The sequence below is a fragment of the Streptomyces sp. NPDC047453 genome (genome assembly GCF_040643155.1).
In the GTDB taxonomy this organism is placed as follows: domain Bacteria; phylum Actinomycetota; class Actinomycetes; order Streptomycetales; family Streptomycetaceae; genus Streptomyces.
The window spans coordinates 211,141-237,431 of sequence record NZ_JBEYTS010000004.1 but is presented as its reverse complement, the minus strand read 5'-3'; the positions used below and the strand labels follow the sequence as shown (position 1 = coordinate 237,431).

Below are 26,291 nucleotides of genomic sequence, written 5' to 3'. Positions count from 1 at the left end.
GCGACCACCGTGACCCTCAGACCCACCGATCCCGGGGCAGACGCCCCTGTGAGGTATCCGCATGCCCAGCGATTTCTTCATTCCCGACCCGGAGGGCCAGGTGCCGAGCGCCGAAGGCTACTTCGGCGCGTTCGGCGGCAAGTTCATCCCGGAGGCGCTCGTCGCCGCCGTGGACGAGGTCGCCGTCGAGTACGACAAGGCGAAGGCCGACCCCGAGTTCGCCCGCGAACTCGACGACCTGCTCGCCCACTACACCGGCCGCCCCAGCTCCCTCACCGAGGTGCCCCGCTTCGCCGAGCACGCCGGCGGCGCCCGCGTGTTCCTCAAGCGTGAGGACCTCAACCACACCGGCTCCCACAAGATCAACAACGTGCTCGGCCAGGCCCTGCTCACCCGGCGGATGGGCAAGACCCGGGTGATCGCCGAGACCGGCGCCGGACAGCACGGCGTCGCGACCGCCACCGCCTGCGCGCTCTTCGGCCTCCAGTGCACGATCTACATGGGTGAGATCGACACGGAGCGGCAGGCCCTGAACGTGGCCCGGATGCGCATGCTCGGCGCCGAGGTCGTCGCCGTGAAGTCCGGCAGCCGCACCCTGAAGGACGCCATCAACGAGGCGTTCCGCGACTGGGTCGCCAACGTCGACCACACCCACTACCTGTTCGGGACCGTCGCAGGACCGCACCCCTTCCCGGCCATGGTCCGCGACTTCCACCGGGTCATCGGCGTCGAGGCGCGCCGCCAGCTCCTCGATCGCGCCGGGCGCCTGCCCGACGCCGCCATCGCCTGTGTGGGCGGCGGCTCCAACGCCATCGGCCTCTTCCACGCCTTCATCCCGGACACCGGCGTCCGCCTCATCGGGTGCGAGCCCGCCGGGCACGGCATCGAGAGCGGCGAGCACGCGGCCACCCTGACCGAGGGCGAGCCCGGCATCCTGCACGGCTCCCGCTCCTACGTCCTCCAGGACGACGAGGGCCAGATCACCGAGCCGTACTCCATCTCCGCCGGCCTCGACTACCCAGGCATCGGCCCCGAGCACTCCTACCTCAAGGACTCCGGCCGCGGCGAGTACCGCGCGATCACCGACGACGCGGCCATGCAGGCGCTGCGCCTGCTGTCGCGGACCGAGGGCATCATCCCCGCGATCGAGAGCGCGCACGCGCTGGCCGGCGCCCTGGAAGTGGGCCGGGAACTGGGCGAGGACGGACTGATCGTGGTCAACCTCTCCGGCCGCGGCGACAAGGACATGGACACCGCCGCCCGCTACTTCGGCCTGTACGACACCGACGCCGAGGTGGCCGCCGACGAAGCCGACACCGCCGAGATCGAGGGGGACGCCAAGTGAGCGGGACTGCATCGACCGGTGGACAGGGCCGGCTGCTGGCCGACACGCTGGCCGCCGCCAAGGCGGAGGGCCGGTCCGCGCTCATCGCCTACCTGCCGGCCGGGTTCCCGACCGTGGACGGCGGCATCGAGGCGATCAAGGCCGTCTTCGACGGCGGCGCGGACGTCGTCGAGGTCGGGCTGCCGCACAGCGACCCGGTCCTGGACGGTCCGGTCATCCAGACCGCGGACGACATCGCGCTGCGCGGCGGCGTCAGGATCGCGGACGTCATGCGGACGGTGAAGGAGGCCCACGCGGCCACCGGCAAGCCGGTGCTCGTCATGACGTACTGGAACCCGGTCGACCGCTACGGCGTCGAGCGGTTCGCCGCGGAACTCGCAGAATCGGGCGGGGCCGGCTGCATCCTGCCGGACCTGCCCGTCCAGGAGTCGGCCCTGTGGCGGGAGCACGCCGAGAAGCACGGCCTGGCGACGGTGTTCGTCGTCGCGCCCAGCAGCAAGGACGAGCGGCTCGCCGAGATCACCGCGGCCGGTTCCGGATTCGTCTACGCCGCCTCACTGATGGGCGTCACCGGCACCCGTGAGTCGGTGGGCACGCAGGCCCAGGACCTGGTGGAACGCACCCGGGCCACCGGCACCGGCCTGCCCGTCTGCGTCGGCCTCGGCGTCTCCAGCCGCGCCCAGGCCGCCGAGGTCGCCGGCTTCGCCGACGGCGTGATCGTCGGTTCGGCCTTCGTCAAGCGGATGCTGGAGGCCCCGGACCCTGCGGCCGGAGTCGAGGCCGTCCGCGCCCTCGCGGGCGAGCTGGCGAGTGGGGTGCGCGGACAGGCGTAGCGACGGCCGCGGCACATCCTTCGATCGCCCGAACGGGTGGTCCTGGCACCGGGGAGGCGCAATGCGCCTCCCCGGTTCGTTCAGGGGGTGTGAGCGAGAAGAACCATCAGGGAAAGCGCACCGCCCGGCAGCGTCTTACGGCCGAGCGGGAGAAGCAGAAGAACGCGGAGAGGCGACGGCGCACACTGATCGTGGCCACGACCGTCGTGTGCGTCCTGGGCTTGGCGGCGGTGATCGGCGTGGTCGCCGCCAACTCCGGCAAGCACAAGAGCAGCAGTTCGGGCCCGGTCGTGGGGCCCTCCGGCGCACGGGGCAAGGACAGCCTGGCGATCCCGGTCGGCCGGGACGCAGCCAAGTCGACGCTCACCGTGTGGGAGGACTTCCGCTGCCCGGCCTGCCAGGTCTTCGAGACGATGTACCGGCCGACGGTCCACGAGCTGGCCGACGCCGGCAAGCTCAAAGTCGAGTACCACCTGGTCAGACTGATCGACGGCAACCTCGGGGGCACCGGCTCGCTGCGCTCGGCCAACGCGGCGGCCTGCGCCCAGGACGCCGGCAAGTTCCCGGCCTACCACGACGTGCTCTACCAGAACCAGCCCAAGGAGTCCGACGACGCCTTCGCGGACAACGGCAAACTCATCCAGCTCGCGGGCAAGGTGAGCGGCCTGAACACCCCGGCCTTCGACAAGTGCGTCAAGAACGGCACGCACGACAGCTGGGTCGACAAGTCCAACCAGGCCTTCAACGCCGGCGGCTTCTCGGGCACCCCGACCGTCCTGCTGAACGGGAAGAACATCCTCCAGGACCGGACGATGACACCGGCGAAGCTGAAGCAGATGGTGGAGGCGGCCGACAGGAAATGAGTGAGGCACGAGCCGCCCGTTATGGACCCGTAGCCGAGCTGCTTGCCTTGGCCCCGCTCCGGCTGCGGTAGCGTCGACCCTGCCATGGAACTTGCCTACATCCCCAGCCCGTCGCGCGGTGTGCTGTACCTCGGTCCCATTCCGCTGCGCGGCTATGCCTTCAGCATCCTTGTCGGTCTCTTCGTCGCCCTCTGGATCGTCGACCGCCGGTGGGTCGCGCGTGGTGGGAAGAAGGGCACCGCCTGGGACATCGCCGTCTGGGCCGTCCCGTTCGGCCTGCTGGGCGGTCGCCTCTACCACGTGATCACCGACTACGAACTCTATTTCGGTGAAGGCCGGAACTGGGTCGACGCCTTCAAGGTCTGGGAAGGCGGACTCGGTATCTGGGGAGCCGTCGCGCTGGGCGCGCTCGGTGCCTGGATCGGCTGCCGGCGCCGGGGTATCGCGCTGCCGCCGTATGCCGACGCGGTGGCTCCCGGCCTGGCGCTCGCACAGGCGTTCGGGCGCTGGGGCAACTGGTTCAACCAGGAGCTGTACGGGCGGGAGACGGACCTTCCGTGGGCCCTGCACATCACGTCCTCGGCGGACGGCCGGGTGCCGGGGTACTACCACCCGACGTTCCTGTACGAGTCGCTGTGGTGCGTCGGCGTCGCGCTGCTGGTGTTCTGGGCGGACCGCCGTTTCAAGATGGGTCACGGTAGGGCGTTCGCCCTCTACGTCGCCGCGTACTGCGCGGGCCGGTTCTGGATCGAGTACATGCGGGTCGACGAGGCCCACCACATCCTGGGCCTGCGGCTGAACAACTGGACCGCGTTGATCGTCTTCATCGCGGCCGTGGTCTACATGGTCCTCTCGGCCCGGCTCCGGCCCGGCCGGGAAGAGACGGTCGAGCCGGACGCCACGGACGGCACGGACGGCGGCACGCAGGACGCCGAAGAGGGCGCAGGCGCGGAGGGTCCCATTGTGCTGGACAAGGACGCTCCGGAGGCCGCGAGTAAGGAAACGTCCATTTCCGGTCAGGATCCAGTGGCTGATGAGGCTCCAGTGATGTCAGGGGAGAAGCAGCGGAAGCCCCGCTCGTAGAGCAGTCCGCCTGCTGAACCCGGGGGCGTCACTGTCGTGGCAGGTCCCGAACAAGCCAGATCCCAAGGCGCACCTTCTCTCCAACATGCCGAGATGGCAGCATCGAAGCAGTTCTGTTGCTGCTTACACGGGGGGAGCCGTGCTAGTAACTCATCAGCAGGAAAGCGCCCCGACAGGTTTGTGCCAATGCAGTTGTGGAGTCCTGCAAACAGCAGGAGAAAATCCGGAACTTCGGAGACTGACCCGACGTGAGCGAGATGTCCTTCTTGCGTTGGGCACCGGCGATGGCAACCGCATGGTCGCCAGACAGCTGGGCATCGCCGAAAGGACCGTCAAGGGTCATGTGGCGAGAATCGTTGAGAAAATGGGCCTGGCGTCACGCATGCAGGCGGTGGCCGTGGCCGTTCTCTATCACCGTCAATTGTGCCCGCACCGCGGGCACACCCTCCCTTTAGTGCCCCCTCCCTAATGTTCCGTAGCGGCGGAACGCATGTGCTGCCAGCCTGGATTGGTCCGTTGATCAGTTCGCTGCCGTGAGGCAGTCGGCACCGTCCAGGAGGGGAAGCATCACATGAGGATTGCCAGTAGGAGAGTCGCGCTGGGCGCAGTCGCGGCACTGACGATCGCCGGAGTCGGTCCCGCGGTCGCCGCCTCCGCGGCCGCGGACGGGACGCAGGCTGCGACCAAGGCCGCCAAGGCGGACGGCGTCGCGCTCTACGAGGGGCTGTTCTTCGGGCAGGGAGAGGTCGCCAAGGCGCACCCGGAGCTCGTCCTGGCCCGTGGCAAGACGCGGTCCGCCGAGTCGGCCAAGGTGGCCGACCGGGTGGTCGACGCCATCAAGGCCAAGGACAACGGCTTCTTCGACCGCTTCGCGACCGACATGCAGAGCGGCAGCGCGATCCAGGTGAACCGCGTACTGGCCGAGGCCAACACCAAGACCGTCGGGGCGATGCAGACCGAGTTCGGTGACCCGGCGAAGGCCGACGACAACCTGGGCGCCCAGTGTGTGGTGCTCGTGGTCGTCCTTGGTGTGGGCAACTTCGTCTACTTCGTCAACGCCTACGAGTCGGCGAACGTGGCCTATCAGGTCAACTGGGTCGACAGCGCCAGCCCGAAGGCCGGGGACACCATCAGCCGTGAGCGCTGGGTGTACCGGGCTGCCGACGCGCTCCGCGCCTGACCGGACGGGACGCGGGATCGGCGTGTGAGGACGGGCCGGCCCTCCCCGTGACGGGCCGGCCCGATCCGCGCGCTCCCGGTAGGACGAAGGGGAAGGAATCAAGGAATCGTGCCGGAGCAAGTGCGCCGGACCGCGGCTGACGACGCGGCGGACAAGGGCGCCCCCGACGGCCGCCGCGACCGGATGGGCAAGCTTCTCATCGCGGTGGTCGCCTTCTGGACACTGGTTGGCGGGTACATACTGCACACCCAACTGCCCAGCAACGCGGTCCTGTTACCGGCCCAGCAGAGCCTGGAGCGGACCATCCGGGTGGTCACCCCCCAGGGGTGGGCCTTCTTCACCAAATCGCCCCGCGATCCCAAGATCGTGGCTTGGGCGCGGGGCTCCGACGGATCATGGCACAACGCCATGCTCGCACCGCATTCGGAACCCCGTAATCTCTTCGGGCTGAACCGCGCGTCGCGGGCTCAGGGAATTGAGCTCGGTCAGCTCCAGGCGCGGGTGAAGCCGGATTCTTGGGCACCGTGTGAAGATGGTGTGCTGGCCGAGTGTCTGGCCGAATTCTCGAACCCGATCACGGTGCGGACTCCGGTACCCGAGCCGCAGTTGTGCGGTCCCGTCGGAGTAACTCAGCAAGAAGTTCTGCCATGGGCCTGGTCCGATTCCGAAGGGAAGATGGAAATGCCGGGCAAGGTGGCGGTCCTGGAGGTGGAATGCTGACCGCAAGGTTAGGGGAGTTCGCTACCCGAATAGGTTCGGTTTCGCCTTGGACCAATGTGTACGGAGTCGCCAGGACCCTGCTCGCCCTCGGCACCCTGAGCACGCTCGCGGCGACCGGCACCGATTCACTCTTTCTGCCCGCCCAGGGCGTTCCCGACCATCCCAAGTGCGACGGCGCCTCCGCCATCGGAATCTACTGTCTCGTTCCCGGATCGAGCGCCGGACTGGAACTGGGCCGGGTCATTTCGCTGGCCGTCCTCGCCCTGGTGGCCATTGGCTGGAGACCACGCCTGACCGCGCTGCCGCACTGGTGGATCGCGTTCAGCTTCCAGGCCAACGTCACCGCACCCGACGGCGGCGACCAGATCACCGCCGTCATCGCCCTGCTGCTCCTGCCCATCGCCCTGACCGACCGGCGGCGATGGCACTGGCAGGCACCTCAAGCCATCGCGGAGGCCGACGGCCGTACGACGGGCATGGCGCTGATCGCCTGGTCCGCCTCGCTCGTCATCCGGGTCCAGGTGGCCGGCCTCTACCTGCAGTCCTCGGTGGCCAAGCTGAGCCACACCGAGTGGGCGGACGGCACCTCGCTCTTCTACTGGCTCCGTGACGCGTACTTCGGAGCACCGGGCTGGATCGCGCCGCTCACGGACGCCGTCACCCGCACCAGTCTGGGCGTCGCGGCCTTGACCTGGGGGCCGCTCGTCATCGAGTTCGCCGTGATGCTCGGCCTCTTCGTCAAGCGGTCCGTCCGCCCGTACCTCCTGGTGGCCGGACTGGTCCTGCACGCGTTCATCGGGCTGCTGATGGGCCTGGGAAGCTTCGCGCTCGCCATGTTCGGATGCCTGGTTCTGCTGTTGCGGCCGCTCGACGAGACCTTCCACTTCCCGGACCGGTTGGCCGGTCTGTGGCACGACCTCAGGAACGGCGGACGCCTCACCCGCGCGGAGAGGACGGCGGACGACACCGACGACGAGGCCGACCGGCACCCCGTGGCCGTGGCACGAGGAATCAGCGATCCGGCGAAGGGCTGACCGCATGGCGGAGCAGGACAGTCAGGGGCGGATCTACCGGCCGCGCGGCTCACTGGGATGGCTGTGGCTGGCGTTGCTGGCGGTGCTGCTGTTGGCCTCCGGCTGGTTCGGCGGCGGGAGCGCGCGCGTGGTGGGAACGGTGATCGGCGTTGCCGTGGCCGTGCTCGCGCTCTGCTTCCCCGCCATGCGTTACACCGTGGACGGCGAGAGCGTCAGCCTCACCTACGGCCCGCTGCTCGGTTACCGGATCAGCCGCTCGGACATCGTCGCCATCAGCCGCGCCGATCTGACCCCGACACTGTGGGCGGCCGTGCGGCTGCCCGGGATCGCCCTGTACACGGTGCGGTACTCCGGCGTCGGTGCCATCCGGATGTGTTCCACCCGGGTGGCTCAAGGGGTCCTCGTCATCGAGACCCGGGACGGGCGGCGCTACGGCGTCAGCCCGGAACAGGAGAGCGGATTCGTTGCCGAGGTGACCGGCGGGTCCGCGGACCGGGCTGAATGACGATCGTGCCGATGGCGGTGGCGACCGTGCTGGTCACGGCCGCCACCGCGGTATGGCTGCTGCGCCATCTCGCCGGCGGGGACCCGCGTTGCTCCTGGCTGCTGTGCTGCGGCCTCGGATCCAGCGCGCTGGTCAGTCTGTTGGTGAAACGGCCGCTCGCCGAGGCCGTCGCGTCGGCCGGCGGCACTGCGGCCGAGGTCGGTGCGGCCTCGCCCGTGTGGTTCCTGGCCTTCGCGCTGCTGCTGCCGCCCGTGACCGAGGAAACGGTCAAGGCGCTGCCCGCGCTCCTGCCCCGGGTGCGGGATCTGGCACGGCGCGACCGGCTGCTCACAGGACTGGCCCTGGGGACCGGGTTCGGTATCGGGGAAGCCGCGTTCGTCGCCTGGACCGCCGTCCGCGGAGGCGATCACGCGGGCACCGCCTGGTGGGCGTTCTCGGGTTTCGCGGTGGAGAGGCTCTTCGCCTCGCTGGGGCACGGGGTGATGACCGCCGTGGTGCTCTGGGGCTTCGGCGGACCGCGCCGCAGACGGGTCTTCGGCTTCGCCGCCGCCGTGGGTCTGCACACACTGCTGAACCTGGGTGCGTTCATCGACCAGGTGGCGAAGGTGCCGCCGCGCGTTCTGGCCCTGTGGTTCCCGGCCGGCCTGCTGCTGCTCGGCGCCGTGTTCGAGGCGCTGCGGCGCCGTGCCGCACCCGTCCCGGGGACAGTCGGCCACGACGGGCGATGGGTTTCCCTCTTCCGGACCGACGACCGACCCTGACGCCCCTCGAAAGAGGCCGTACGCGGACGAGGCCGCCCGGGATCGCGGGGGCGCCCTCGTCGTGTCAGCACCGCCGGGCCAGTGCGAGGGTGCGCCGGGCCGCCGCCACGACCGCCGCGTCGATGAAGCGGCCGTCGGGGAGGGCCTGCGCGCCCCGGTCCGCGGTGGCCGCCTTGATGACCGTCTCGGCCTCCTCCAGTTCCCGGTCGGTCGGCAGGTAGGCGCGCTCGATGATCGGGAGCTGACGCGGGTGGATGGCCGCGCGGCCGAGGAAGCCGAGGGCGCGGCCGTGCGCGCAGGAGGCCGCCAGGCCCTCCAGGTCCCGGATGTCGGGGTGGACGGACTGGGGCGGCGGGGCGAGGCCGGCCGCGCGGGCGGCCACGACGACCCGGGCGCGGCACCAGTCCAGGCCGGAGTCCTGCCGTACTCCCAGGTCGGCACGGAGGTCGGCCTCGCCGATCGAGACACCGCGCAGCGAGGGGTGCGCGGAGGCGATGGCGTAGGCGCGCTCGATGGCCAGCGCGGTCTCCAGGAGGGCGTACAGCGGGGGCCCCGAACCGTCCGCCGGCGGCGGGCCCTGTACGGTCTCCGTCCGCGCCGCGACCCGGGCGACCTGCCCGGCGCACGTCACCTTCGGCAGCCGCAGCCCGGCCAGACCCGGCCGGGGTGCCACCGCCGCCAGGTCCGCGGCGGCCAGCGGACCGTCGACCGCGTTGATCCGCACGTGCACCGGGACCGGCGGCGGTTCGGTCAGCAGCTCGGCGGTGGCCGCACGGGCGTACTCCTTGCGGTCCGGGGCGACCGCGTCCTCCAGGTCGACCACCACCACGTCGGCGCCGGAGGCCAGTGCCTTGGCCACGACGTGCGGGCGGTCACCGGGGGCGTACAGCCACGTGATCGGGCAGAAGGCGGTCGCCGTCACAGGGCGCCCTCCGCACGCAGCGCGGCCAGTTCCTCCGGGGTGAGGCCGAGTTCGGTCAGGACCGCGTCCGTGTCGGCGCCGTGCGGGCGGCCCGCCCAGCGGATCGCGCCCGGGGTGGCGGAGAGCCGGAAGAGGACGTTCTGCATGCGCATCCGGCCGAGCTCCGGGTCGTGCAGCGTGGTCAGGGTGCCGAGGGCCCGGTACTGCGGGTCGGCCATCACGTCCCGTACGTCCTGGATCGGCGCGATCGCCGCCTGGGCCTTCTCGAAGGCGGCCAGGACCTCGGTGCGGGTGTGCCGGGCGATCCAGCCGCCCACCGCCTCGTCGAGCACGTCGGCGTGCGCGGCCCGCTCCGCGCCGGTCGCGAACCAGGGCTCGTCGATCAGCTCCGGGCGGCCCACCAGCCGCATCACGCGTTCCGCGACCGACTGCGCCGAGGTGGAGACCGCCACCCAGGTGCCGTCACTGGTGCGGTAGGTGTTGCGCGGGGCGTTGTTCCGGGTGCGGTTGCCGGTGCGGGGCTGGACGTAGCCGAGCTGGTCGTACCACAGGGGCTGCGGGCCGAGGACGGTCAGGATCGGCTCGATGATCGCCATGTCCACGATCTGGCCGGCCCCGGTGCGCTCCCGCGCCGCGAGCGCGGTCATCACCGCGTACGCCGTGGCCAGGCCCGCGATCGAGTCGGCGAGCCCGAACGGCGGGAGCGTCGGCGGTGCGTCCGGCTCGCCGGTGATCGCGGCGAACCCGCTCAGCGCCTCCGCCAGGGTGCCGAACCCGGGCCGGGAGGCGTGCGGGCCGAACTGCCCGAACCCGGTGACCCGGGCCAGCACCAGGCGCGGATTGGCCGCCGACAGCTCCGGCCAGCCGAGCTCCCACTTCTCCAGGGTGCCGGGCCGGAAGTTCTCCACGATCACGTCGGCGGTGGCGGCCAGCCGCAGCAGGGTGCGGCGGCCACCGGGTTTCGACAGGTCAAGCGTGATGGTGTGCTTGTTGCGGCCGAGCAGTTTCCACCACAGGCCGACCCCGTCCTTCGAGGGCCCGTGGCCCCGGGACGGGTCCGGCTTGACCGGGTGCTCCACCTTGATCACCTCGGCGCCGAAGTCACCGAGCATGGTGGCGGCGATGGGTCCGGCGAAGAGGGTGGCGAGGTCGAGCACGCGCAGACCGGCGAGCGGCCCGGTGGCGTCGGGTGCGGCGTCGTGGGGCGCGGTCATGAGGTGAGCCGGTCGATGTCGCTCATGGGGCGGGACGCCTCCAGGTGCGTGAGGTGGGCCAGGGTGTCGAAGCCGGTGCCGTCGAAGTCGCCCACCGATGTGGCCAGCCGGTTCTTGAGTGGCGCCGTCCAGCGGTTGGGCAGCGCGTGCGGGGATCCGGCGAGGAGGGCCGCGACACCGCCGGCCGTGGCACCGTTCGAGTCGGTGTCCCAGCCGCCGGAGACGGCGCGGCAGACGGAGCCGGTGAAGTCGCCGTCGGCGTGGGTCAGGGCGGCGGCGATCAGCGCGGTGTTGGGGACGGCGTGCACCCAGTGGCAGTCGGCGTGGGTGGCGTGGAGTTCGTCCACGACCGTCTCGAAGTCCTCGTGGGCTCTCGCCAGTTGGACGGCGTGGCGCACGGCGCGGGCGAGTCGGGAGCCGGGCGGTACGACGGTCAGGCCGGTGGCCAGGCAGGTGTGGACGTCGTGGGTTCCGGTCGCCGCGGTGGCGATGGCGGCGGCGGCGAACATCGCGGCGTAGACACCGTTCGCGGTGTGGGTGAGGGTGGCGTCGCGGTGGGCCTGCGCGGCCGCGGCCGCCGGGTCGCCGGGGTTGGTCCAGCCGTGCATGTCGGCGCGGATCAGAGCGCCGATCCACTCGCGGAAGGGGTTGCGGTGCCGCGCGGTGTGCGGGGGGTCGATGCCGAGCAGCAGGTTGCGGTAGGCGACGCGTTCGGCGGTGAAGGTGCGGCCTGCGGGGAGTTCGTCCAGCCAGAGGCGGGCGGTGTCGGTGGTCGTGAACCGCTTCCCGTGGCGTTGCAGCAGGAGGAGGTTGAGCAGGGGATAGTTGAGGTCGTCGTCCTCGGGCATGCCGTCGATGTTCTCGGCCAGGGAGTTGGCCGCCGAGCGGCGGTTCCAGGGGTACGCGGCGGCCAGGTCCTCGGGTACGCCCTTGCCCGTGAACCAGGTGCTCAGGGGCCAGTTGCCGGTGGCCCGGGCGAGTTGGCGGATGCCGGTGAGGGGCAGTTTCTCCACGGGTTTGCCCAGCAGGCAGCCGGCGGCCCGGCCGAGCCAGGCGGCCTCCAGGGGCTCGGCCGTCCCCGTGGGCGCGAGGGCGCCCGGCTGCTCGGGCCAGGCCGTGCACAGGGCCTTGATCGCGGCCAGGTCCGTCGGTTCCGCGTCCGCCAGCCGGCTGGGGAGTTCGGCCAGTTCGTCCAGGAGGTCCTCCGCGAGGAGGCGCAGGTAGCGGGAGGCGCGTCCTGGGGACGCGCCCGCGCGGGCCGGGGCCTCGGGTCCGCCCGCCGCGCGCCAGCGGGCGGCGATCGCCGACGGTTCGCGGCCGTCCTGCACCGCCTGGCGCAACTCGTGGCCGAGCAGGTCCTCCGGCTGGATCCAGGTCAGTCGGAGCATTCCGGGCCTCTCATTCCGGCGAACGCCCGCTCGTGTGCGCGCCTTCGCCGTACGTCCTTCTCGAAGATCTCCCGGGTCACTCCGGCCAGCGTGCGCGCCGGATCCCACAGGTCCAGGCGGCTGGCCTCGGACACCGTCTTCGCCCAGTCCTGAGGGACGGGTGAGCCCAGCGCGCCCGCCAGCGCCCCGGCCATCGTCGCGATGGAGTCGCAGTCGCGGCCGTAGTTCACCGCACCGAGGACGGCCTGGCGGAAGTCGCCGCGCGCCACCGTCAACATGCCCAGCGCGACGGGCAGTTCCTCGATCGCGTGCAGTCGGGAGGGGCGGCGGGCGCCCAGGGACGGGTTCCGGTAGTCCGGCCCGACCGTGTCGTACGGCGCCACCGCCTCCCGCAGCGGGCCCAGCGCCGACTCGAAGTCCGTGCGGCCGCGGGCCACTTCGCAGACCCGCTCGATCGCGGCGCGGGTGCCGTCCTTGGCCAGCGACAGGCACGCGGTCACCACCGACTCCGGACTCGCCCCCGGCGCGCACGCGGCCGCGACCCCGGCCGCCAGGACGCCTGCCGCCTCCCTGCCGTAGGACGACTGGTGGGCGCCCGCGATGTCCAGGGCCTCGGCGTAAGCGGCCGCCGGATTGGCCGCGTTGACCAGGCCCACCGGCGCCATGTACATCGCGGCACCGCAGTTGACGATGTTTCCGGTGCCGGCCTCGCGCGGGTCGACGTGGCCGTAGTGCAGTCGTGCCACGAGCCACTTCTCCGCCAGGAAGACCCGGTGCAGCGGCAGCGCCTCCGCCTGGAGTTCCGGGATCCAGCGCGGGTTCGTCATCAGGTCGGGCACCAGGTGGTCGGCGATCGCGTAGGCGTCGAGGTGGTCGCGGACGCGTGCGTACACCCGCACCAGGGCGTGCGTCATCAAGGTGTCGTCGGTGACGTGGCCGTCGCCCTTGTGGTACGGGGCGATGGGGCGGGCGGAGCGCCACCGTTCGCCGTGCCAGGGGCCGACGACGCCGTGCACGCGGCCGCCGTGGCGCTCGAGGATCTGGTCGGGGGAGTAGCCCTCGACGGGGCCGCCGAGCGCGTCGCCGACGGCCGCTCCCACGAGCGCGCCGACGATCCGCTCCTCCAGGTCCGCGTCCCGGACCACGCCTCGGCTCTGTTCTCCTTTGGGCGTCATGCCCGGAATCATCCTCCTGGAGGGGCCGGTTGTGCGGCTTCCAGGAGTTCGGCGAGTTCCACGAGGTCGGTGCCGGTGAGGCGGGGCAGCACGCAGCCGGACAGGGTGCGGCAGGCTTCCCGCCAGGACTCCGGGATCGCCTCGCCGCCGCCCAGCGCGCCGGTCAGCGCGCCCGCCAGGGCCGGGGCGGAGTCGGCGACCCGGGACAGGCAGGCCGCCGCCGGCAGCGCCTCGGCGATCCGGCCGTCCGCCGCCGTGGCCAGGGCGAGGGCGACCGGAACCGTCTCGGCGGCGGCGATGCCGTAGCTGTAGACGTGGTCGACGATCCGGTGCTCCAGCAGCGGGACGAGCGCGAACGCGCCCTCGGTGTCCCGGGCCAGGCGCAGCGCGTGCCGGGCGTTGCGGCCGATCTCCGTCCGCTCGGGCAGTTCGGCCAGCGCCGCCGTGACGCACGCCCCGACCTCCGCGCCCGCCAGTGCCTCGGCGAGTGCCGCCGCCATCGCGCGGGCTCCGTGGACGCCGTCGCCGTCCTGGGTGTACCGGGCGTCGAACTCGGCCAGTTCGGCGGCGCACCGGGGGTCGCCCGGGTGGGCCGTGGCCAGCACACAGGCCCGTACGCAGGCGGCGTCGTCGAAGTAGTGCGGGTTGTCGTGCCCGCTGGCGGGCGGGCGCAGTCCGGTCGCCAGGTTGCCGAGCCCGGCCCGGACGGAGATACGGGCGCGCAGCGGCAGTACCGCCGACTCGACCTCTGGGGCGCGTTCGGCCGCCGCCGCGACCTCGCCGGCGACGGCGTTCCAGGTCAGGTCGATCGCGGCCCGGATACGCCGCTCCCGGCCGAGGTCGCCGAGCGCCCCGTCGTCCCCGGCCCGCAGCAGGGCCTCCGCGGCGAACACCGCCCACTCCGCGTCGTCGGAGGGGCCGAGGCGCAGCGGCTCCGGAGGCTGGTTGAGCGCGATGGGCACGGGCAGCGTCGTCGTCGCGTTCAGCTCGGCGAACGTGTCCAGTTCCCGGGTGAGCCGCCGGGTCCACTCCGGCATCCGAGCGGCCCGGTGCCGCGCGGCGGGCCACCCGGCGGCGTCCCCGGCGGCCAGCCCCAACAACAGCCCTTCGACCCGCCGCGTCACGGCCGCGCCTCCTCTTCTCCTTCTCCGGCGGTGAGTGCGTACGCCGACCGGTCCGGAGCGGGGAGTGCCTCAGGTCGTACGGGGGCTTCGTGCCGCGGGAGACCGGTGGAGGCGCTCACCAGCAGGTCCGCCACGTCCAGTACGTGCCGGCCCGCCATCGACGGCAGGCAGCTGCCCCGGGCGGGGCCGATGGCCGTCGCCCACTCGTCCGGGATGGCCGAGAGGCCCTGCGTCGCGCCGGCCAGCGCGCCCGCGACCGCCGCCGTGGTGTCGGCGTCGCGGCCCATGTTGACGGCGGCGAGGACCGCCTCGCGGAAGTCGCCGTCGGCGGCGGCGTACGCGCCGAAGGCCAGGGCGACCGCTTCGGGGGCCAGGTCGGTCCAGGGATAGCCGCCGATGACCACCGCGGAGCGGACCGCGCGTTCGCCGCGGTGGGCGGCGGCCGTGGCCCGGCGCAGCGAGCGGGCCGTCCAGGAGTCGTCCGGGACGGCGGCGAGGGCGGCGGCCACGACCGCGACCGGCGGCGCGCCCGCCATCGCCGCCGCGACCCCGGCGGCCACCGACCGGCCGCCGTGGATGCCCTCGCCCTCGTGGCTGACCGAGCCGTCGATCGCCACCAGCCGGGCCGCCTCGGCGGGCCGCCCGGCGGCGAACACCCCGAACGGCGCCGCCCGCATGGCGAGCCCGTCGCTCCAGGCGTGCCGGTGCTGGGCGGAGATGGGGGCGGCCAGCCCCCGGCGCAGGTTCTCCAGCGTGCCCCGCTCGCTGAATCCGGCCCCGCGGAAGGGGCCCTCGGCGCGGTCGGCGATGAACTCGTGCCAGGCCGCCTCCACCAGGGCAGGGGTGAGCGCATGGCCGTGCCGGGCCAGCAGCAGCCCGGAGAAGATGGCGTACTCGGTGTCGTCCGTGCCGGCCGGCCGGTCGGTGACGTAGCCGGTGATCCGGCCCCAGCGGGCGCGGATCTCGGACGGCTTCAGGTTCTCCGCGGGCGCCCCGAGCGCGTCTCCGACGGCGAGGCCGAGCAGCGCGCCGCGTGCCCGTTCGCGCGAGGCAGCCGGGGCCGGCGCCGGGGTCTGCGGGGCGCGGATGGTCGATCCCATGGCGGGCTCTCCTCTCGGGGCGACCCGCAGGGCGGGGAGCCCTCAGCGGAACTGTCCCCGGCGCGGGGCCCTGTGCAGCCTCGGGAACCTCACCATCACCCGTACGACATCTGTGCGCATCACGTCACGGATGAGCGCCGCGGCGCAAAACCGCAGGTTAGCCCAGCCTTCCCTTGCTGGCGGCGGTGAAATTTCCAGCGTAGATTCGGCGTTGTCAAAAAGTAGAACTCGTCCAAAAGTCAGCCTTACCTAAGTTCTCGCCCAGCGCTCAGGGGGACCTCGCCATGGCCATCATCGACACCGAAGCGACGCTCCACGAGGCGCACCGCGACAACCACACGCACCGCGACGTGAACGGTGGCTGGCTGCGTCCCGCGGTCTTCGGCGCGATGGACGGCCTGGTCTCCAACCTCGCCCTGATGACCGGTGTGGCGGGCGGCGCGGTGGGCCAGCAGACCATTGTCCTCACCGGCCTCGCGGGCCTGGCCGCGGGTGCCTTCTCCATGGCGGCCGGCGAGTACACCTCCGTCGCCTCGCAGCGCGAGCTGGTCGAGGCCGAACTGGACGTCGAGCGCCGCGAGCTGCGCAAGCACCCGGAGGACGAGGAGCGGGAGCTGGCCGCCCTGTACGTCTCGCGCGGCGTGGAACCCGGGCTCGCCCAGGAGGTGGCCCGGCAGTTGTCGAAGGACCCGGAGCAGGCCCTGGAGATACACGCCCGCGAGGAGCTGGGCGTCGACCCCGGCGACCTGCCCTCCCCGCTGGTCGCCGCGGTGTCGTCGTTCGGCTCGTTCGCGCTCGGCGCGCTTCTGCCGCTGCTGCCGTACCTGCTGGGCGCCAGCGCGTTGTGGCCGGCCGTGCTGCTCGCCCTCCTCGGGCTGTTCGCCTGTGGCGCGGTGGTGGCCAAGGTGACGGCGCGCAGCTGGTGGTACAGCGGTGTGCGGCAGCTCGCCCTGGGTGGTGCCGCCGCCGGTGTGACCTACGCCCTGGGTACCCTGTTCGGCACCGCCGTAGGATAGGCGCTGGAACTTATGCGGATAGTCGTATAAGTAAGCCGTTGCTCGTTACCCGTTGGTTTCGGCCGTGTGACCACGGGGCATGAGCCGTAAGCACCCGCAGGCAATGAGGCCTGTCGCGCATGCGCAGGGCCGGGCGACTCCGTCCTCCCTGTTCCCCCGGGCCGACGGACATCGATCCGACCGATCTCGTCCGCCCGCCCCACAGCTTTCACCGCCGGTCGCGGTACCCCCTGTCGACCCACGGTGCCCGCATGTTGGAACGGAGTTTCCGATTCCCGAGAAACCGCCCATCATGTAACCTGCACGAAATTTCGCATTTCAGGCAGAGGGCCAACGTCGTCCCTCGGCACTCGCACTTGCCACATGACGACGACGGGAGAGCCGATGCGTATGCCGCGCCAGCCGTCCCAGCATCCCGCGAACGACCAGAACTGGTCGTTCATGGATGCTCGCCCTGCCGCGCAGGGTATGTACGACCCCCGCAACGAGCACGACGCCTGCGGCGTCGGCTTCGTGGCCACCCTCACCGGCGAGGCGAGCCATGCGCTGGTCGAACAGGCGCTCACGGTTCTCCGCAACCTGGAACACCGCGGCGCGACGGGCTCCGAGCCCGACTCCGGCGACGGCGCCGGTCTGCTCTCCCAGGTGCCCGACGCGTTCCTGCGCGAGGTGGCCGGATTCGAACTGCCCGCGGCCGGTGCCTACGCCGTCGGCATCGCCTTCCTGCCCGAGGACGGCACCGAGGACACCGTCTCGCGCATCGAGGCGATAGCGGGGGACGAGGGCCTGACCGTCCTCGGCTGGCGCGAGGTCCCGGTCGCCCCCGAGCTGCTCGGCGCCACCGCCCGCTCCACCATGCCCGTCTTCCGCCAGCTGTTCGTCACCGACGGCGTGAGCGAGGGCATCGCCCTGGACCGCAAGTCGTTCGTGCTGCGCAAGCGCGCCGAGCGCGAGGCCGGCGTCTACTTCCCGTCGCTGTCGGCCCGCACCCTCGTCTACAAGGGCATGCTCACCACCGGCCAGCTCGAGCCCTTCTTCCCGGACCTGTCCGACCGCCGCTTCGCCTCGGCCATCGCGCTCGTCCACTCCCGCTTCTCCACGAACACCTTCCCGAGCTGGCCGCTCGCGCACCCGTACCGCTTCGTCGCGCACAACGGCGAGATCAACACCGTCCAGGGCAACCGCAACTGGATGCGCGCCCGTGAGTCCCGGCTGGCCTCCGGCCTGTTCGGTCCCCAGGAGACGCTGGAGCGGACCTTCCCGGTGTGTACGCCGGGCGCCTCCGACTCCGCCTCCTTCGACGAGGTCCTGGAGCTGCTCCACCTCGGCGGCCGCTCGCTGCCGCACTCCGTGCTGATGATGATCCCGGAGGCGTGGGAGAACCACGACGCCATGGACCCGGCCCGGCGCGCCTTCTACGAGTACCACTCCACGATGATGGAGCCCTGGGACGGCCCGGCCTGCGTCACCTTCACCGACGGCACCCAGGTCGGCGCCGTGCTCGACCGCAACGGTCTGCGCCCCGGCCGCTACTGGGTCACCGACGACGGCCTCGTCGTCCTCGGCTCCGAGGTCGGCGTGCTCGACATCGACCCGGCCAGGGTCGTCCGCAAGGGCCGGCTCCAGCCCGGCCGCATGTTCCTCGTCGACACCGCCGAGCACCGCATCATCGAGGACGACGAGATCAAGGCGACCCTCGCCGCCGAGGAGCCCTACGCCGAGTGGGTCCAGGCCGGCGAGATCGAGCTTGGCGACCTGCCCGAGCGCGAGCACATCGTGCACACCCACGCCTCGGTCACCCGCCGCCAGCAGACCTTCGGCTACACCGAGGAGGAGCTGCGCGTCCTGCTCGCGCCGATGGCCAAGACCGGCGCCGAGCCGATCGGCTCCATGGGCACCGACTCGCCGATCGCGGCCCTCTCCGAGCGCCCGCGGCTGCTCTTCGACTACTTCACCCAGCTGTTCGCGCAGGTCACCAACCCGCCGCTGGACGCGATCCGCGAGGAGCTGGTCACCTCCCTGCGCAGCTCGCTCGGTCCGCAGGGCAACCTGCTCGAACCGACCGCGGCCTCCTGCCGCAGCGTCGTCCTGCCCTTCCCGGTGATCGACAACGACGAGCTGGCCAAGCTCATCCACATCAACGCCGACGGCGACATGCCCGGCTTCAAGGCCGCGACCCTCTCCGGCCTGTACCGGGTCTCCGGTGGCGGCGAGGCGCTGGCCGCGCGCATCGAGGAGATCTGCGCCGAGGCCGACGCCGCCATCGGCAACGGCGCCCGCCTGATCGTCCTGTCCGACCGCCACTCGGACGCCGAGCACGCCCCGATCCCGTCGCTGCTGCTCACCGCGGCCGTCCACCACCATCTGATCCGCACCAAGCAGCGCACCCACGTGGGCCTGCTGGTGGAGGCCGGCGACGTCCGCGAGGTCCACCACGTCGCCCTGCTGATCGGCTACGGCGCCGCCGCGGTCAACCCGTACCTGGCGATGGAGTCCGTCGAGGACCTGGTCCGCGCGGGCACCTTCCTGCCGGGCGGCGAGCCCGAGGACGCCCTGCGCAACCTGATCCACGCCCTCGGCAAGGGCGTGCTGAAGGTCATGTCCAAGATGGGCATCTCCACCGTCGCCTCCTACCGCGGCGCCCAGGTCTTCGAGGCCGTCGGGCTGGACGAGGCCTTCGTCGACAAGTACTTCGACGGCACCGCCACCAAGATCGGCGGCGTCGGCATGGACGTCGTCGCCAAGGAGGTCGCCGCCCGCCACGCCAAGGCCTACCCGGCCTCCGGGATCGCCCCGGCGCACCGCGCGCTGGAGATCGGCGGCGAGTACCAGTGGCGCCGTGAGGGCGAGCCGCACCTGTTCGACCCGGAGACGGTCTTCCGCCTCCAGCACTCCACGCGCACCGGCCGCTACGACATCTTCAAGCAGTACACGGACCGGGTGAACGAGCAGTCCGAGCGCCTGATGACGCTGCGCGGCCTGTTCGGTTTCGCTTCCGACCGCGCGCCGATCCCCGTCGAGGAGGTCGAGCCGGTCTCCGAGATCGTCAAGCGCTTCTCCACCGGCGCGATGTCGTACGGCTCCATCTCCAAGGAGGCGCACGAGACCCTCGCCATCGCCATGAACCAGCTGGGCGGCAAGTCCAACACCGGTGAGGGCGGCGAGGACGCGGACCGCCTGTACGACCCGGCCCGCCGGTCCGCCATCAAGCAGGTGGCCTCCGGCCGCTTCGGGGTGACCAGCGAGTACCTCGTCAACTCCGACGACATACAGATCAAGATGGCCCAGGGCGCCAAGCCCGGCGAGGGCGGCCAGCTGCCCGGCCACAAGGTCTACCCGTGGGTGGCCAGGACCCGGCACTCGACCCCCGGCGTCGGCCTGATCTCCCCGCCGCCGCACCACGACATCTACTCCATCGAGGACCTGGCCCAACTGATCCACGACCTGAAGAACGCGAACCCGCGGGCGCGGATCCACGTCAAGCTGGTCTCCGAGGTCGGTGTCGGCACGGTGGCCGCCGGCGTCTCCAAGGCGCACGCGGACGTGGTCCTGATCTCCGGTCACGACGGCGGTACCGGTGCCTCCCCGCTGACCTCGCTGAAGCACGCGGGCGGCCCCTGGGAGCTGGGCCTGGCCGAGACCCAGCAGACGCTTCTGCTCAACGGGCTGCGGGACCGCATCGTCGTGCAGACCGACGGTCAGCTCAAGACCGGCCGCGATGTGATGATCGCGGCGCTGCTGGGCGCCGAGGAGTTCGGCTTCGCGACCGCGCCGCTGGTCGTCTCCGGCTGCGTCATGATGCGCGTGTGCCACCTGGACACCTGCCCGGTCGGCATCGCCACCCAGAACCCGGTGCTGCGCGAGCGGTTCTCCGGCCAGGCCGAGTACGTGGTGAACTTCTTCCGGTTCATCGCCGAGGAGGTCCGCCAACTGCTCGCCGAACTGGGCTTCCGCTCCGTCGAGGAGGCCGTCGGCCACGCCGAGGTCCTCGACGTGACCCGGGCGGTCGACCACTGGAAGGCGCAGGGCCTGGACCTGGAGCCGCTGTTCCACGTGCCCGAGCTGCCCGAGGGTGCGGTACGCCACCAGGTGACCGCCCAGGACCACGGCCTGGAGAAGGCGCTCGACAACGAGCTGATCAGGCTCGCCGCCGACTCCCTGGCCGCGCCCGGCGCCGCCGACGCCCAGCCGGTGCGCGCCCAGGTCGCCATCCGCAACATCAACCGCACGGTCGGCACGATGCTCGGCCACGAGGTGACGAAGAAGTTCGGCGGTGCGGGACTGCCCGACGACACCATCGACATCACCTTCACCGGCTCGGCCGGCCAGTCCTTCGGCGCCTTCGTCCCGCGCGGCATCACGCTGCGCCTGGAGGGCGACGCCAACGACTATGTCGGCAAGGGTCTTTCGGGCGGCCGGATCGTGGTCCGCCCGGACCGCGCCGCCGACCACCTCGCCGAGTACAGCGTCATCGCGGGCAACACCCTCGCCTACGGCGCGACCGGCGGCGAGATGTTCCTGCGCGGCAAGACCGGTGAGCGGTTCTGCGTGCGCAACTCCGGCGCGCTGGTCGTCTCCGAGGGCGTGGGCGACCACGGCTGCGAGTACATGACCGGCGGGCGCGCGGTGGTCCTCGGCGAGACCGGCCGCAACTTCGCGGCCGGCATGTCCGGCGGCATCGCCTACGTCGTCGACCTCGACCGCGACAACGTCAACCCCGGCAACGCCGACGCGGTCGAGCCGCTGGACGACTCCGACCGGCAGTGGCTGCACGACGTGGTGCGCCGGCACCAGGAGGAGACGGGCTCGACCGTCGCCGAGAAGCTGCTCGCCGAGTGGGACACCGCGGTGGAGCGCTTCAGCAAGATCATCCCCAGCACGTACAAGGCAGTGCTCGCCGCCAAGGACGCCGCCGAGCGGGCCGGTCTGTCCGAGACCGAGATCACCGAGAAGATGATGGAGGCGGCGATCCATGGCTGACCCGAAGGGCTTTCTGAACCACGGCCGCGAGGTCGCCGAGTCCCGCCCGGTCGAGGAGCGCAAGAGGGACTGGAACGAGGTCTACGTTCCCGGCTCGCTGCTGCCGATCATCAGCAAGCAGGCCGGCCGGTGCATGGACTGCGGCATCCCGTTCTGCCACAACGGCTGCCCGCTCGGGAACCTGATCCCGGAGTGGAACGACTACGCCTACCGCGGGGACTGGGCCGCCGCCTCCGAGCGGCTGCACGCGACGAACAACTTCCCCGAGTTCACGGGCCGGTTGTGCCCGGCGCCCTGCGAGTCGGCCTGTGTGCTCGGAATCAACCAGCCGCCGGTCACCATCAAGAACGTCGAGGTCTCGATCATCGACAAGGCGTGGGAGAGCGGCGACGTCGCCCCGCGGATCCCCGAGCGCCTGTCCGGCAAGACCGTCGCGGTCATCGGCTCCGGCCCGGCGGGCCTGGCCGCCGCCCAGCAGCTGACCAGGGCGGGCCACACCGTCGCCGTCTACGAGCGCGCGGACCGCGTCGGAGGCCTCCTGCGCTACGGCATCCCCGAGTTCAAGATGGAGAAGCGGCACATCAACCGCCGTATCGAGCAGATGCGCGCGGAGGGCACCCGCTTCCGTACCGGCGTCGAGATCGGACGCGACCTGAAGGCCACCGACCTCAAGAAGCGCTACGACGCGGTCGTCATCGCCGCCGGCTCCACCACCGCCCGCGACCTTCCCGTCCCCGGCCGCGAACTCAAGGGCGTCCACCAGGCGATGGAGTACCTGCCCCTGGCCAACAAGGTCCAGGAGGGCGACTACGTGGTGGCGCCGATCTCGGCGGAGGGCAAGCACGTCGTCGTCATCGGCGGCGGTGACACGGGCGCGGACTGCGTGGGCACCGCCCACCGCCAGGGCGCGGCCTCCGTCACCCAGTTGGAGATCATGGCCCGCCCGAACGACGAGCGGCACCCGGTCGACCAGCCCTGGCCGACCTTCCCGATCCTCTACAAGGTCACCTCCGCCCACGAGGAGGGCGGCGAGCGGATCTACTCGGCCTCCACGACCCACTTCGAGGGCGACGAGGACGGCAACGTGCAGTGGCTGCACCTGGCCGAGGTCGAGTTCGTGGACGGCAGGCCGGCCCCCAAGCCGGGCAGCGAGCGCAGGATCCCGGCCCAGCTGGTCACCCTGGCCATGGGCTTCACCGGAACCGACCGGGAGAACGGCTTGGTCGACCAGTTCGGCCTGGAGCTGGACGAGCGCGGTAACATCGCCCGTGACGCGGACTTCCAGACCAACGTGCCCGGTGTCTTCGTCGCCGGTGACGCCGGCCGCGGCCAGTCCCTCATCGTGTGGGCGATCGCCGAGGGCCGCTCGGCCGCCCGCGGCGTCGACCGCCACCTCATGGGCGCCGGCGACCTGCCGGCCCCGATCCGCCCGACGGACCGCTCGCTGACGGTCTGACGGCACAACGGTGACCTGACGGTCGCTCATGTACGTCCCACACAAAGGCGTGTGGAACACAGGCGGCGCCCGCCCAGTCCCCGACCGGACCACAGGGCAGGCGCCGCCGCATGTCCCAAGAGCTAGGACGCCTTGTACGTCTCCCCGTACACCTTCCACACCAGCGGGGTCTTCAGGTCCATGTTCCCGTCGTACAGGAACTGCCGCTGGGCGGTGTCGATGCGGCTGGTGTCGCGGTTCGTCTTCCGGGCCTTCATGGCCTCGCGGCGGACGTCCAGGAAGACGTCGAGGTAGCTCTTCTCCCGGCCGCCCGCGGCCGGGGTGTCGGCCTCCTTCAGGGCGTGCTCGCGCAGGGCGTAGAAGCCGTCCTTGTCGACGCCGGGGCCGTGGAAGACCATCGCGTCGTAGTAGATGAACTGGCCCAGCGTGCCGAGGCCGTCGAGCTTGGCTAGGCGGACGGCCGGGTTGAAGTAGGCGCGGTCGCGCTCGTCCTCCTGGGCCTTGCGGAACGCCGGACGTTCCGACTCCGCCTTCCACGCCGCGGTGAAGTCCGGGTCCAGGCCCTCGTGGGAGTCCGTGCCGTCGACCTCGCGCAGCGCCGGCAGGAACCGGGCGAGGCCGTTGTCCGGGTGGGCCTTGGTGTAGCGCTCGACCAGGGTGAGCAGGTCGTGGGTACCGGTGCAGTAGCCGACGATCCCCGCGGTGTAGCCGTCGCCGTCGTCGACGTCCTCGATATAGCCGTAGGTGCTGCGCCAGTCGAGCGTGGAGTTCTCGGCGCTCGCCACGAGCCGCTGGGCCAGCTCCTTCTTCGCGGGCGCGGCCAGGCCCGGCGGTGCCTCGGCGACCACCTCGTCGTCCTGGGCCTTCTCCGACCGTTCGGCCCGCGCCTTGGCGTCCGCACGGGACTCGTGCGCGGCCGTGTGCTGCTTCGGCGTGGACGGGTCCGGGTCCCGCGGATCGAAGGCGAGCAGAACCGCCAACGCGACGACCGGAGTGGCCGCCAAAAAAAATATTCCAGGACGTTTCATGTCAATTACCGTGCGGCCCTGATCAGGCCGCCCCTCCCGACAGTTCCGAGACCTTCGCCCAGCTGAGCGCCATGAGCAGGACCAGCAGGGCCACGCACACGCCCGCCTGGACCAGAGTGCGACGGCCGCCGCGCGGCGCGTAGGCGTACGCCAGGGTCACCACGCCGCCCGCCAGCAGGCCACCGAGGTGCGCCTGCCAGGAAGTGAGCCCGGCGGAGATCACCAGCCACAGCAACAGGCCTGCCATGTACCGGTTGACGCCGTTCATGTCGTAGCCCAGCCGGCGGGCCATGACGTAGTACGCGGCGCAGAGACCGAAGATCGCGCCGGACGCGCCGACCGTCAGGGCGTCCGGTGCGATCAGCAGGACCAGGACCGAGCCGCCGAGCGCCGACAGCAGGTACAGGGCGAGGTAGCGGGCGCGGCCCAACTGCGCCTCGACCACGCGGCCGGTGTTCCACAGCGCCGCCATGTTCATCACGATGTGCAGGATGCCGAACGTCCCCTCGGTGGCCGGCATGTGCAGGAACGCGCCGGTCAGCAGCCGGTACCACTCGCCGCCGACCAGCCCCTCCGCGTGCATGTCGGAGCCGTACGGGTACTCCCACAGGTAGTGGCCGCCGTCGGTCCCCGCCAGTCCGCGCCCGAGCATCCCCAGACTGTCCACGACCGCCGGGCGCACCAACTCGCCCAGATAGGCGAGGACGTTGAGCCCGATGAGGACGTACGTCACGACCGGCACCGCGCTGATCCGGCCGCCGAACGCCGTCCGCGCCTGCCGCACCGACCGGGCGCCCTCCCTCACACACTCCGGGCACTGGTGGCCGACGGAGGCCTCCCGCATGCAGTCCGGGCAGATGTACCGGTCGCAGCGGACGCAGCGGACGTGGGACTCCACTCTGTGGTGGCGGTAGCAAGTGGTGACGGCGGACTCGGCATCCACGACCGGCTCCTCGGGCAACGCGGGGACATGGCTGAGCCGGTGGGGACGGCGGCGAACAAAATAGCGAAGTGCTGTGACAGATGGTAAAGGTGGGGCCTGCGATCCCGGAACCGCGATCAGGTCAGGTGTCGCACTCCAGGACGGTGCGGCACAGGGCGCACCGGGCGCGCATACGGCCGCCGACCGGGACCCTGATGCGCTGGTGGCAGGTGGGGCAGGAGAAGGACACCCGCAGGAGCTCCGGGCCGCCGCTGCTGAAGGAGTACGGCGCCTCCGGCTGGACGAGCGGCGCACGGCCGTGGTCCTGGGCGTGCCGGCGGTCGCGGGCGTACCGGCGGCGGCCCGCCCAGCCCGCCGCCGTCAGGGGCGGCTGCTGCTCGTCACTGCGGGCCCGGGCCATGCCCTTGACGTACGCCTCGTACCCCTGGGGGCTGGTGAACCACGTCGAGGGATCCTCGCCGAACACCAGCGCCCGCTTGGCCAGCACGTAGCCGAACTCCTCCGGAGTGAGGTAGCCGAGCTTCTGCGACGACACGCCGTCCTCCCGGAAGGCGTCCAGCAGCAGCCAGCCCGCGCCCAGGTACGTCGCCACCGTGTCGGTGAGGATCTCGTTGTCGCGGGTGCTGGGGAAGGTCAGGTCCAGGCGGTGCAGGTAGACGTGGGTCACCTCGTGGGCGAGGGCCGCGCCGATGTCCCGGCGGTGGGTGCGGAAGCGGTCGTTCAGCTCGACGAAGTACTCGGGGCCCGCCGCCAGCTCGACGTTCGCCGCGTGCGTCATCTCGCGGAAGCCGACGATCATGCGGGCATCCGGCAGCCGGTAGTGGCGGACCAGTTCGCGGGCCACGCGCTGGGCCCCCAGATGCAGGTCGTCGGTGTCGCAGAAGGCCACGTCGGCCGGGGCCACGCTGGTCGCGAACGTCTGCACGGTGCCGTAGGAGAGCCGCTTGTACAGGGAGGTGATCGCGGCCCGCACCGTCACCAGATGCGGGTAGCCGTGCACCACCGGTCCGCCGTTCGCCACGTCCGAACCCCCAAAGACGCCCTGAACTCTCTCCCACTTTATGCGCGGGAGCCCCGATTCCGCCTGGCGTCCGCGCCCCGCGGCACCTGGCGCCCGCCGTCCGCACCCGCTGTCGCCCACGGGTCGGACGCTCATGATCGGAGCGCCGCCCACCCCGTAGGGTTGGAGCCCATGACCACCAGCAGCACCGGTACCGGTGACGTCGCCCCCGCCGTTCACGAGGAGCTCGCGCGGCTGCGCGAGAGCATCGACAACATCGACGCGGCCGTCGTCCACATGCTCGCCGAGCGGTTCAAGGCGACCCAGCAGGTCGGCCACCTCAAGGCCGCCCACCAGCTGCCGCCCGCCGACCCGGCCCGCGAGGCCCGGCAGATCGCCCGGCTGCGCGCCCTCGCCGAGGACGCCAAACTGGACCCGGCGTTCGCCGAGAAGTTCCTGAACTTCATCATCGCCGAGGTGATCCGCCACCACGAGCGCATCGCGGAGGACGCCGGCAACGGCGAGACCCCGGCGACCTGACGTCGCTTGCCTGCCCGCGCGCCGTCGAACGCGCCCCCGCGGACCGCGAACGCCTTGCGTCCCCCGGCGACACCCCCTCGT

General features: G+C 71.6%; 24 protein-coding genes. 14 read left to right on the top strand and 10 right to left on the bottom strand.

The genetic code is table 11. The annotated features are described in order from the left end of the window. Window positions 1–61: 61 nt before the first annotated feature. The 4 genes from trpB to lgt all read left to right on the top strand — a co-directional run bounded on the left by trpB (window position 62) and on the right by lgt (window position 4,124). The gene (gene trpB / locus ABZ818_RS06595) at window positions 62–1,345 is read left to right on the top strand and encodes a tryptophan synthase subunit beta (protein WP_361411584.1); all 1,284 of its coding nucleotides are present in this window, start codon (window positions 62–64) and stop codon (window positions 1,343–1,345) included. Then, window positions 1,342–2,178 (top strand): tryptophan synthase subunit alpha, encoded by an 837-nt coding sequence (gene trpA, locus ABZ818_RS06590; RefSeq protein WP_361411582.1) that lies wholly within the window; start codon window positions 1,342–1,344, stop codon window positions 2,176–2,178. The genes trpB and trpA overlap by 4 nt, the downstream gene beginning before the upstream one ends. A gap of 89 nt (window positions 2,179–2,267) precedes the next feature. Continuing rightward, window positions 2,268–3,041: a thioredoxin domain-containing protein gene (locus ABZ818_RS06585; protein WP_361411580.1), complete on the top strand. Its 774-nt coding sequence runs from the start codon at window positions 2,268–2,270 to the stop codon at window positions 3,039–3,041. An 84-nt stretch (window positions 3,042–3,125) separates the two neighbouring features. Beyond that, window positions 3,126–4,124 carry a prolipoprotein diacylglyceryl transferase gene (gene lgt / locus ABZ818_RS06580; protein WP_361411579.1) on the top strand — a complete coding sequence of 333 codons (999 nt, stop codon included), beginning with the start codon at window positions 3,126–3,128 and terminating at the stop codon, window positions 4,122–4,124. Between the two features lie 142 nt (window positions 4,125–4,266). On the opposite strand, the gene ABZ818_RS06575 is transcribed toward lgt, so the two are convergent. Next, window positions 4,267–4,467: a hypothetical protein gene (locus ABZ818_RS06575; RefSeq protein WP_361411673.1), complete on the bottom strand. Its 201-nt coding sequence runs from the start codon at window positions 4,465–4,467 to the stop codon at window positions 4,267–4,269. Here ABZ818_RS06575 and ABZ818_RS06570 point away from each other — a divergent pair. From ABZ818_RS06570 to ABZ818_RS06545, 6 genes are all read left to right on the top strand, one after another. Continuing rightward, complete coding sequence (locus ABZ818_RS06570) at window positions 4,420–4,593, top strand: helix-turn-helix transcriptional regulator (RefSeq protein ID WP_361411669.1); 174 nt, start codon at window positions 4,420–4,422, stop codon at window positions 4,591–4,593. The two genes, ABZ818_RS06575 and ABZ818_RS06570, sit on opposite strands and share 48 nt — an antisense overlap. Window positions 4,594–4,695: 102 nt before the next feature. Further along, a complete protein-coding gene (locus tag ABZ818_RS06565; protein WP_361411577.1) occupies window positions 4,696–5,304 on the top strand; it encodes a hypothetical protein in 609 nt (202 codons plus the stop codon). Between the two features lie 108 nt (window positions 5,305–5,412). Next, complete coding sequence (locus ABZ818_RS06560; RefSeq protein ID WP_361411575.1) at window positions 5,413–6,024, top strand: SdpA family antimicrobial peptide system protein; 612 nt, start codon at window positions 5,413–5,415, stop codon at window positions 6,022–6,024. Beyond that, entirely contained in the window at window positions 5,952–7,058 is a 1,107-nt protein-coding gene (locus tag ABZ818_RS06555; RefSeq protein WP_361411573.1) for a sporulation-delaying protein SdpB family protein, read from the top strand. Before ABZ818_RS06560 ends, ABZ818_RS06555 begins: the two co-directional genes overlap by 73 nt. Before the next feature lie 4 nt (window positions 7,059–7,062). Beyond that, window positions 7,063–7,563 (top strand): PH domain-containing protein, encoded by a 501-nt coding sequence (locus ABZ818_RS06550; RefSeq protein WP_361411571.1) that lies wholly within the window; start codon window positions 7,063–7,065, stop codon window positions 7,561–7,563. Next, window positions 7,560–8,324 (top strand): PrsW family glutamic-type intramembrane protease, encoded by a 765-nt coding sequence (locus ABZ818_RS06545; protein WP_361411569.1) that lies wholly within the window; start codon window positions 7,560–7,562, stop codon window positions 8,322–8,324. Before ABZ818_RS06550 ends, ABZ818_RS06545 begins: the two co-directional genes overlap by 4 nt. Window positions 8,325–8,388: 64 nt before the next feature. Here the strand turns inward: ABZ818_RS06545 and ABZ818_RS06540 are convergent, their stop codons facing one another. The 6 genes from ABZ818_RS06540 to ABZ818_RS06515 are packed head-to-tail and all read right to left on the bottom strand — an operon-like array spanning window position 8,389 to window position 15,247. Then, entirely contained in the window at window positions 8,389–9,246 is an 858-nt protein-coding gene (locus ABZ818_RS06540) for a CoA ester lyase (RefSeq protein ID WP_361411567.1), read from the bottom strand. Continuing rightward, complete coding sequence (locus tag ABZ818_RS06535) at window positions 9,243–10,460, bottom strand: CoA transferase (protein ID WP_361411565.1); 1,218 nt, start codon at window positions 10,458–10,460, stop codon at window positions 9,243–9,245. Before ABZ818_RS06535 ends, ABZ818_RS06540 begins: the two co-directional genes overlap by 4 nt. Continuing rightward, window positions 10,457–11,848 (bottom strand): ADP-ribosylglycohydrolase family protein, encoded by a 1,392-nt coding sequence (locus ABZ818_RS06530; RefSeq protein WP_361411563.1) that lies wholly within the window; start codon window positions 11,846–11,848, stop codon window positions 10,457–10,459. The genes ABZ818_RS06535 and ABZ818_RS06530 overlap by 4 nt, the downstream gene beginning before the upstream one ends. Next, window positions 11,836–13,023 (bottom strand): ADP-ribosylglycohydrolase family protein, encoded by a 1,188-nt coding sequence (locus ABZ818_RS06525; RefSeq protein ID WP_361411561.1) that lies wholly within the window; start codon window positions 13,021–13,023, stop codon window positions 11,836–11,838. The genes ABZ818_RS06530 and ABZ818_RS06525 overlap by 13 nt, the downstream gene beginning before the upstream one ends. An 8-nt stretch (window positions 13,024–13,031) precedes the next feature. Further along, window positions 13,032–14,147 carry an ADP-ribosylglycohydrolase family protein gene (locus tag ABZ818_RS06520; protein WP_361411559.1) on the bottom strand — a complete coding sequence of 372 codons (1,116 nt, stop codon included), beginning with the start codon at window positions 14,145–14,147 and terminating at the stop codon, window positions 13,032–13,034. Continuing rightward, window positions 14,144–15,247 carry an ADP-ribosylglycohydrolase family protein gene (locus ABZ818_RS06515; RefSeq protein WP_361411557.1) on the bottom strand — a complete coding sequence of 368 codons (1,104 nt, stop codon included), beginning with the start codon at window positions 15,245–15,247 and terminating at the stop codon, window positions 14,144–14,146. Before ABZ818_RS06515 ends, ABZ818_RS06520 begins: the two co-directional genes overlap by 4 nt. 284 nt (window positions 15,248–15,531) lie before the next feature. On the opposite strand from ABZ818_RS06515, the gene ABZ818_RS06510 reads away from it, so the two are divergent. From ABZ818_RS06510 to ABZ818_RS06500, 3 genes are all read left to right on the top strand, one after another. Next, on the top strand, window positions 15,532–16,263 hold the full coding sequence (locus ABZ818_RS06510) for a VIT1/CCC1 transporter family protein (RefSeq protein ID WP_361411555.1): 732 nt from the start codon (window positions 15,532–15,534) through the stop codon (window positions 16,261–16,263). 468 nt (window positions 16,264–16,731) lie between these two features. Next, entirely contained in the window at window positions 16,732–21,243 is a 4,512-nt protein-coding gene (gene gltB, locus ABZ818_RS06505) for a glutamate synthase large subunit (RefSeq protein ID WP_361411667.1), read from the top strand. Next, window positions 21,236–22,699, top strand: a complete 1,464-nt coding sequence (locus ABZ818_RS06500; RefSeq protein ID WP_361411553.1) for a glutamate synthase subunit beta — start codon at window positions 21,236–21,238, stop codon at window positions 22,697–22,699. Before gltB ends, ABZ818_RS06500 begins: the two co-directional genes overlap by 8 nt. A gap of 122 nt (window positions 22,700–22,821) precedes the next feature. Here ABZ818_RS06500 and ABZ818_RS06495 read toward each other — a convergent pair whose 3' ends face one another. The 3 genes from ABZ818_RS06495 to ABZ818_RS06485 all read right to left on the bottom strand — a co-directional run bounded on the left by ABZ818_RS06495 (window position 22,822) and on the right by ABZ818_RS06485 (window position 25,691). After that, window positions 22,822–23,727 (bottom strand): chitosanase, encoded by a 906-nt coding sequence (locus ABZ818_RS06495; protein ID WP_361411551.1) that lies wholly within the window; start codon window positions 23,725–23,727, stop codon window positions 22,822–22,824. Between the two features lie 22 nt (window positions 23,728–23,749). After that, on the bottom strand, window positions 23,750–24,670 hold the full coding sequence (locus ABZ818_RS06490; RefSeq protein WP_361411549.1) for a rhomboid family intramembrane serine protease: 921 nt from the start codon (window positions 24,668–24,670) through the stop codon (window positions 23,750–23,752). 121 nt (window positions 24,671–24,791) lie between these two features. After that, on the bottom strand, window positions 24,792–25,691 hold the full coding sequence (locus ABZ818_RS06485; protein WP_361411547.1) for a hypothetical protein: 900 nt from the start codon (window positions 25,689–25,691) through the stop codon (window positions 24,792–24,794). A 171-nt stretch (window positions 25,692–25,862) separates the two neighbouring features. On the opposite strand from ABZ818_RS06485, the gene ABZ818_RS06480 reads away from it, so the two are divergent. Continuing rightward, window positions 25,863–26,210, top strand: a complete 348-nt coding sequence (locus ABZ818_RS06480; protein ID WP_361411545.1) for a chorismate mutase — start codon at window positions 25,863–25,865, stop codon at window positions 26,208–26,210. Window positions 26,211–26,291 lie beyond the last annotated feature (81 nt).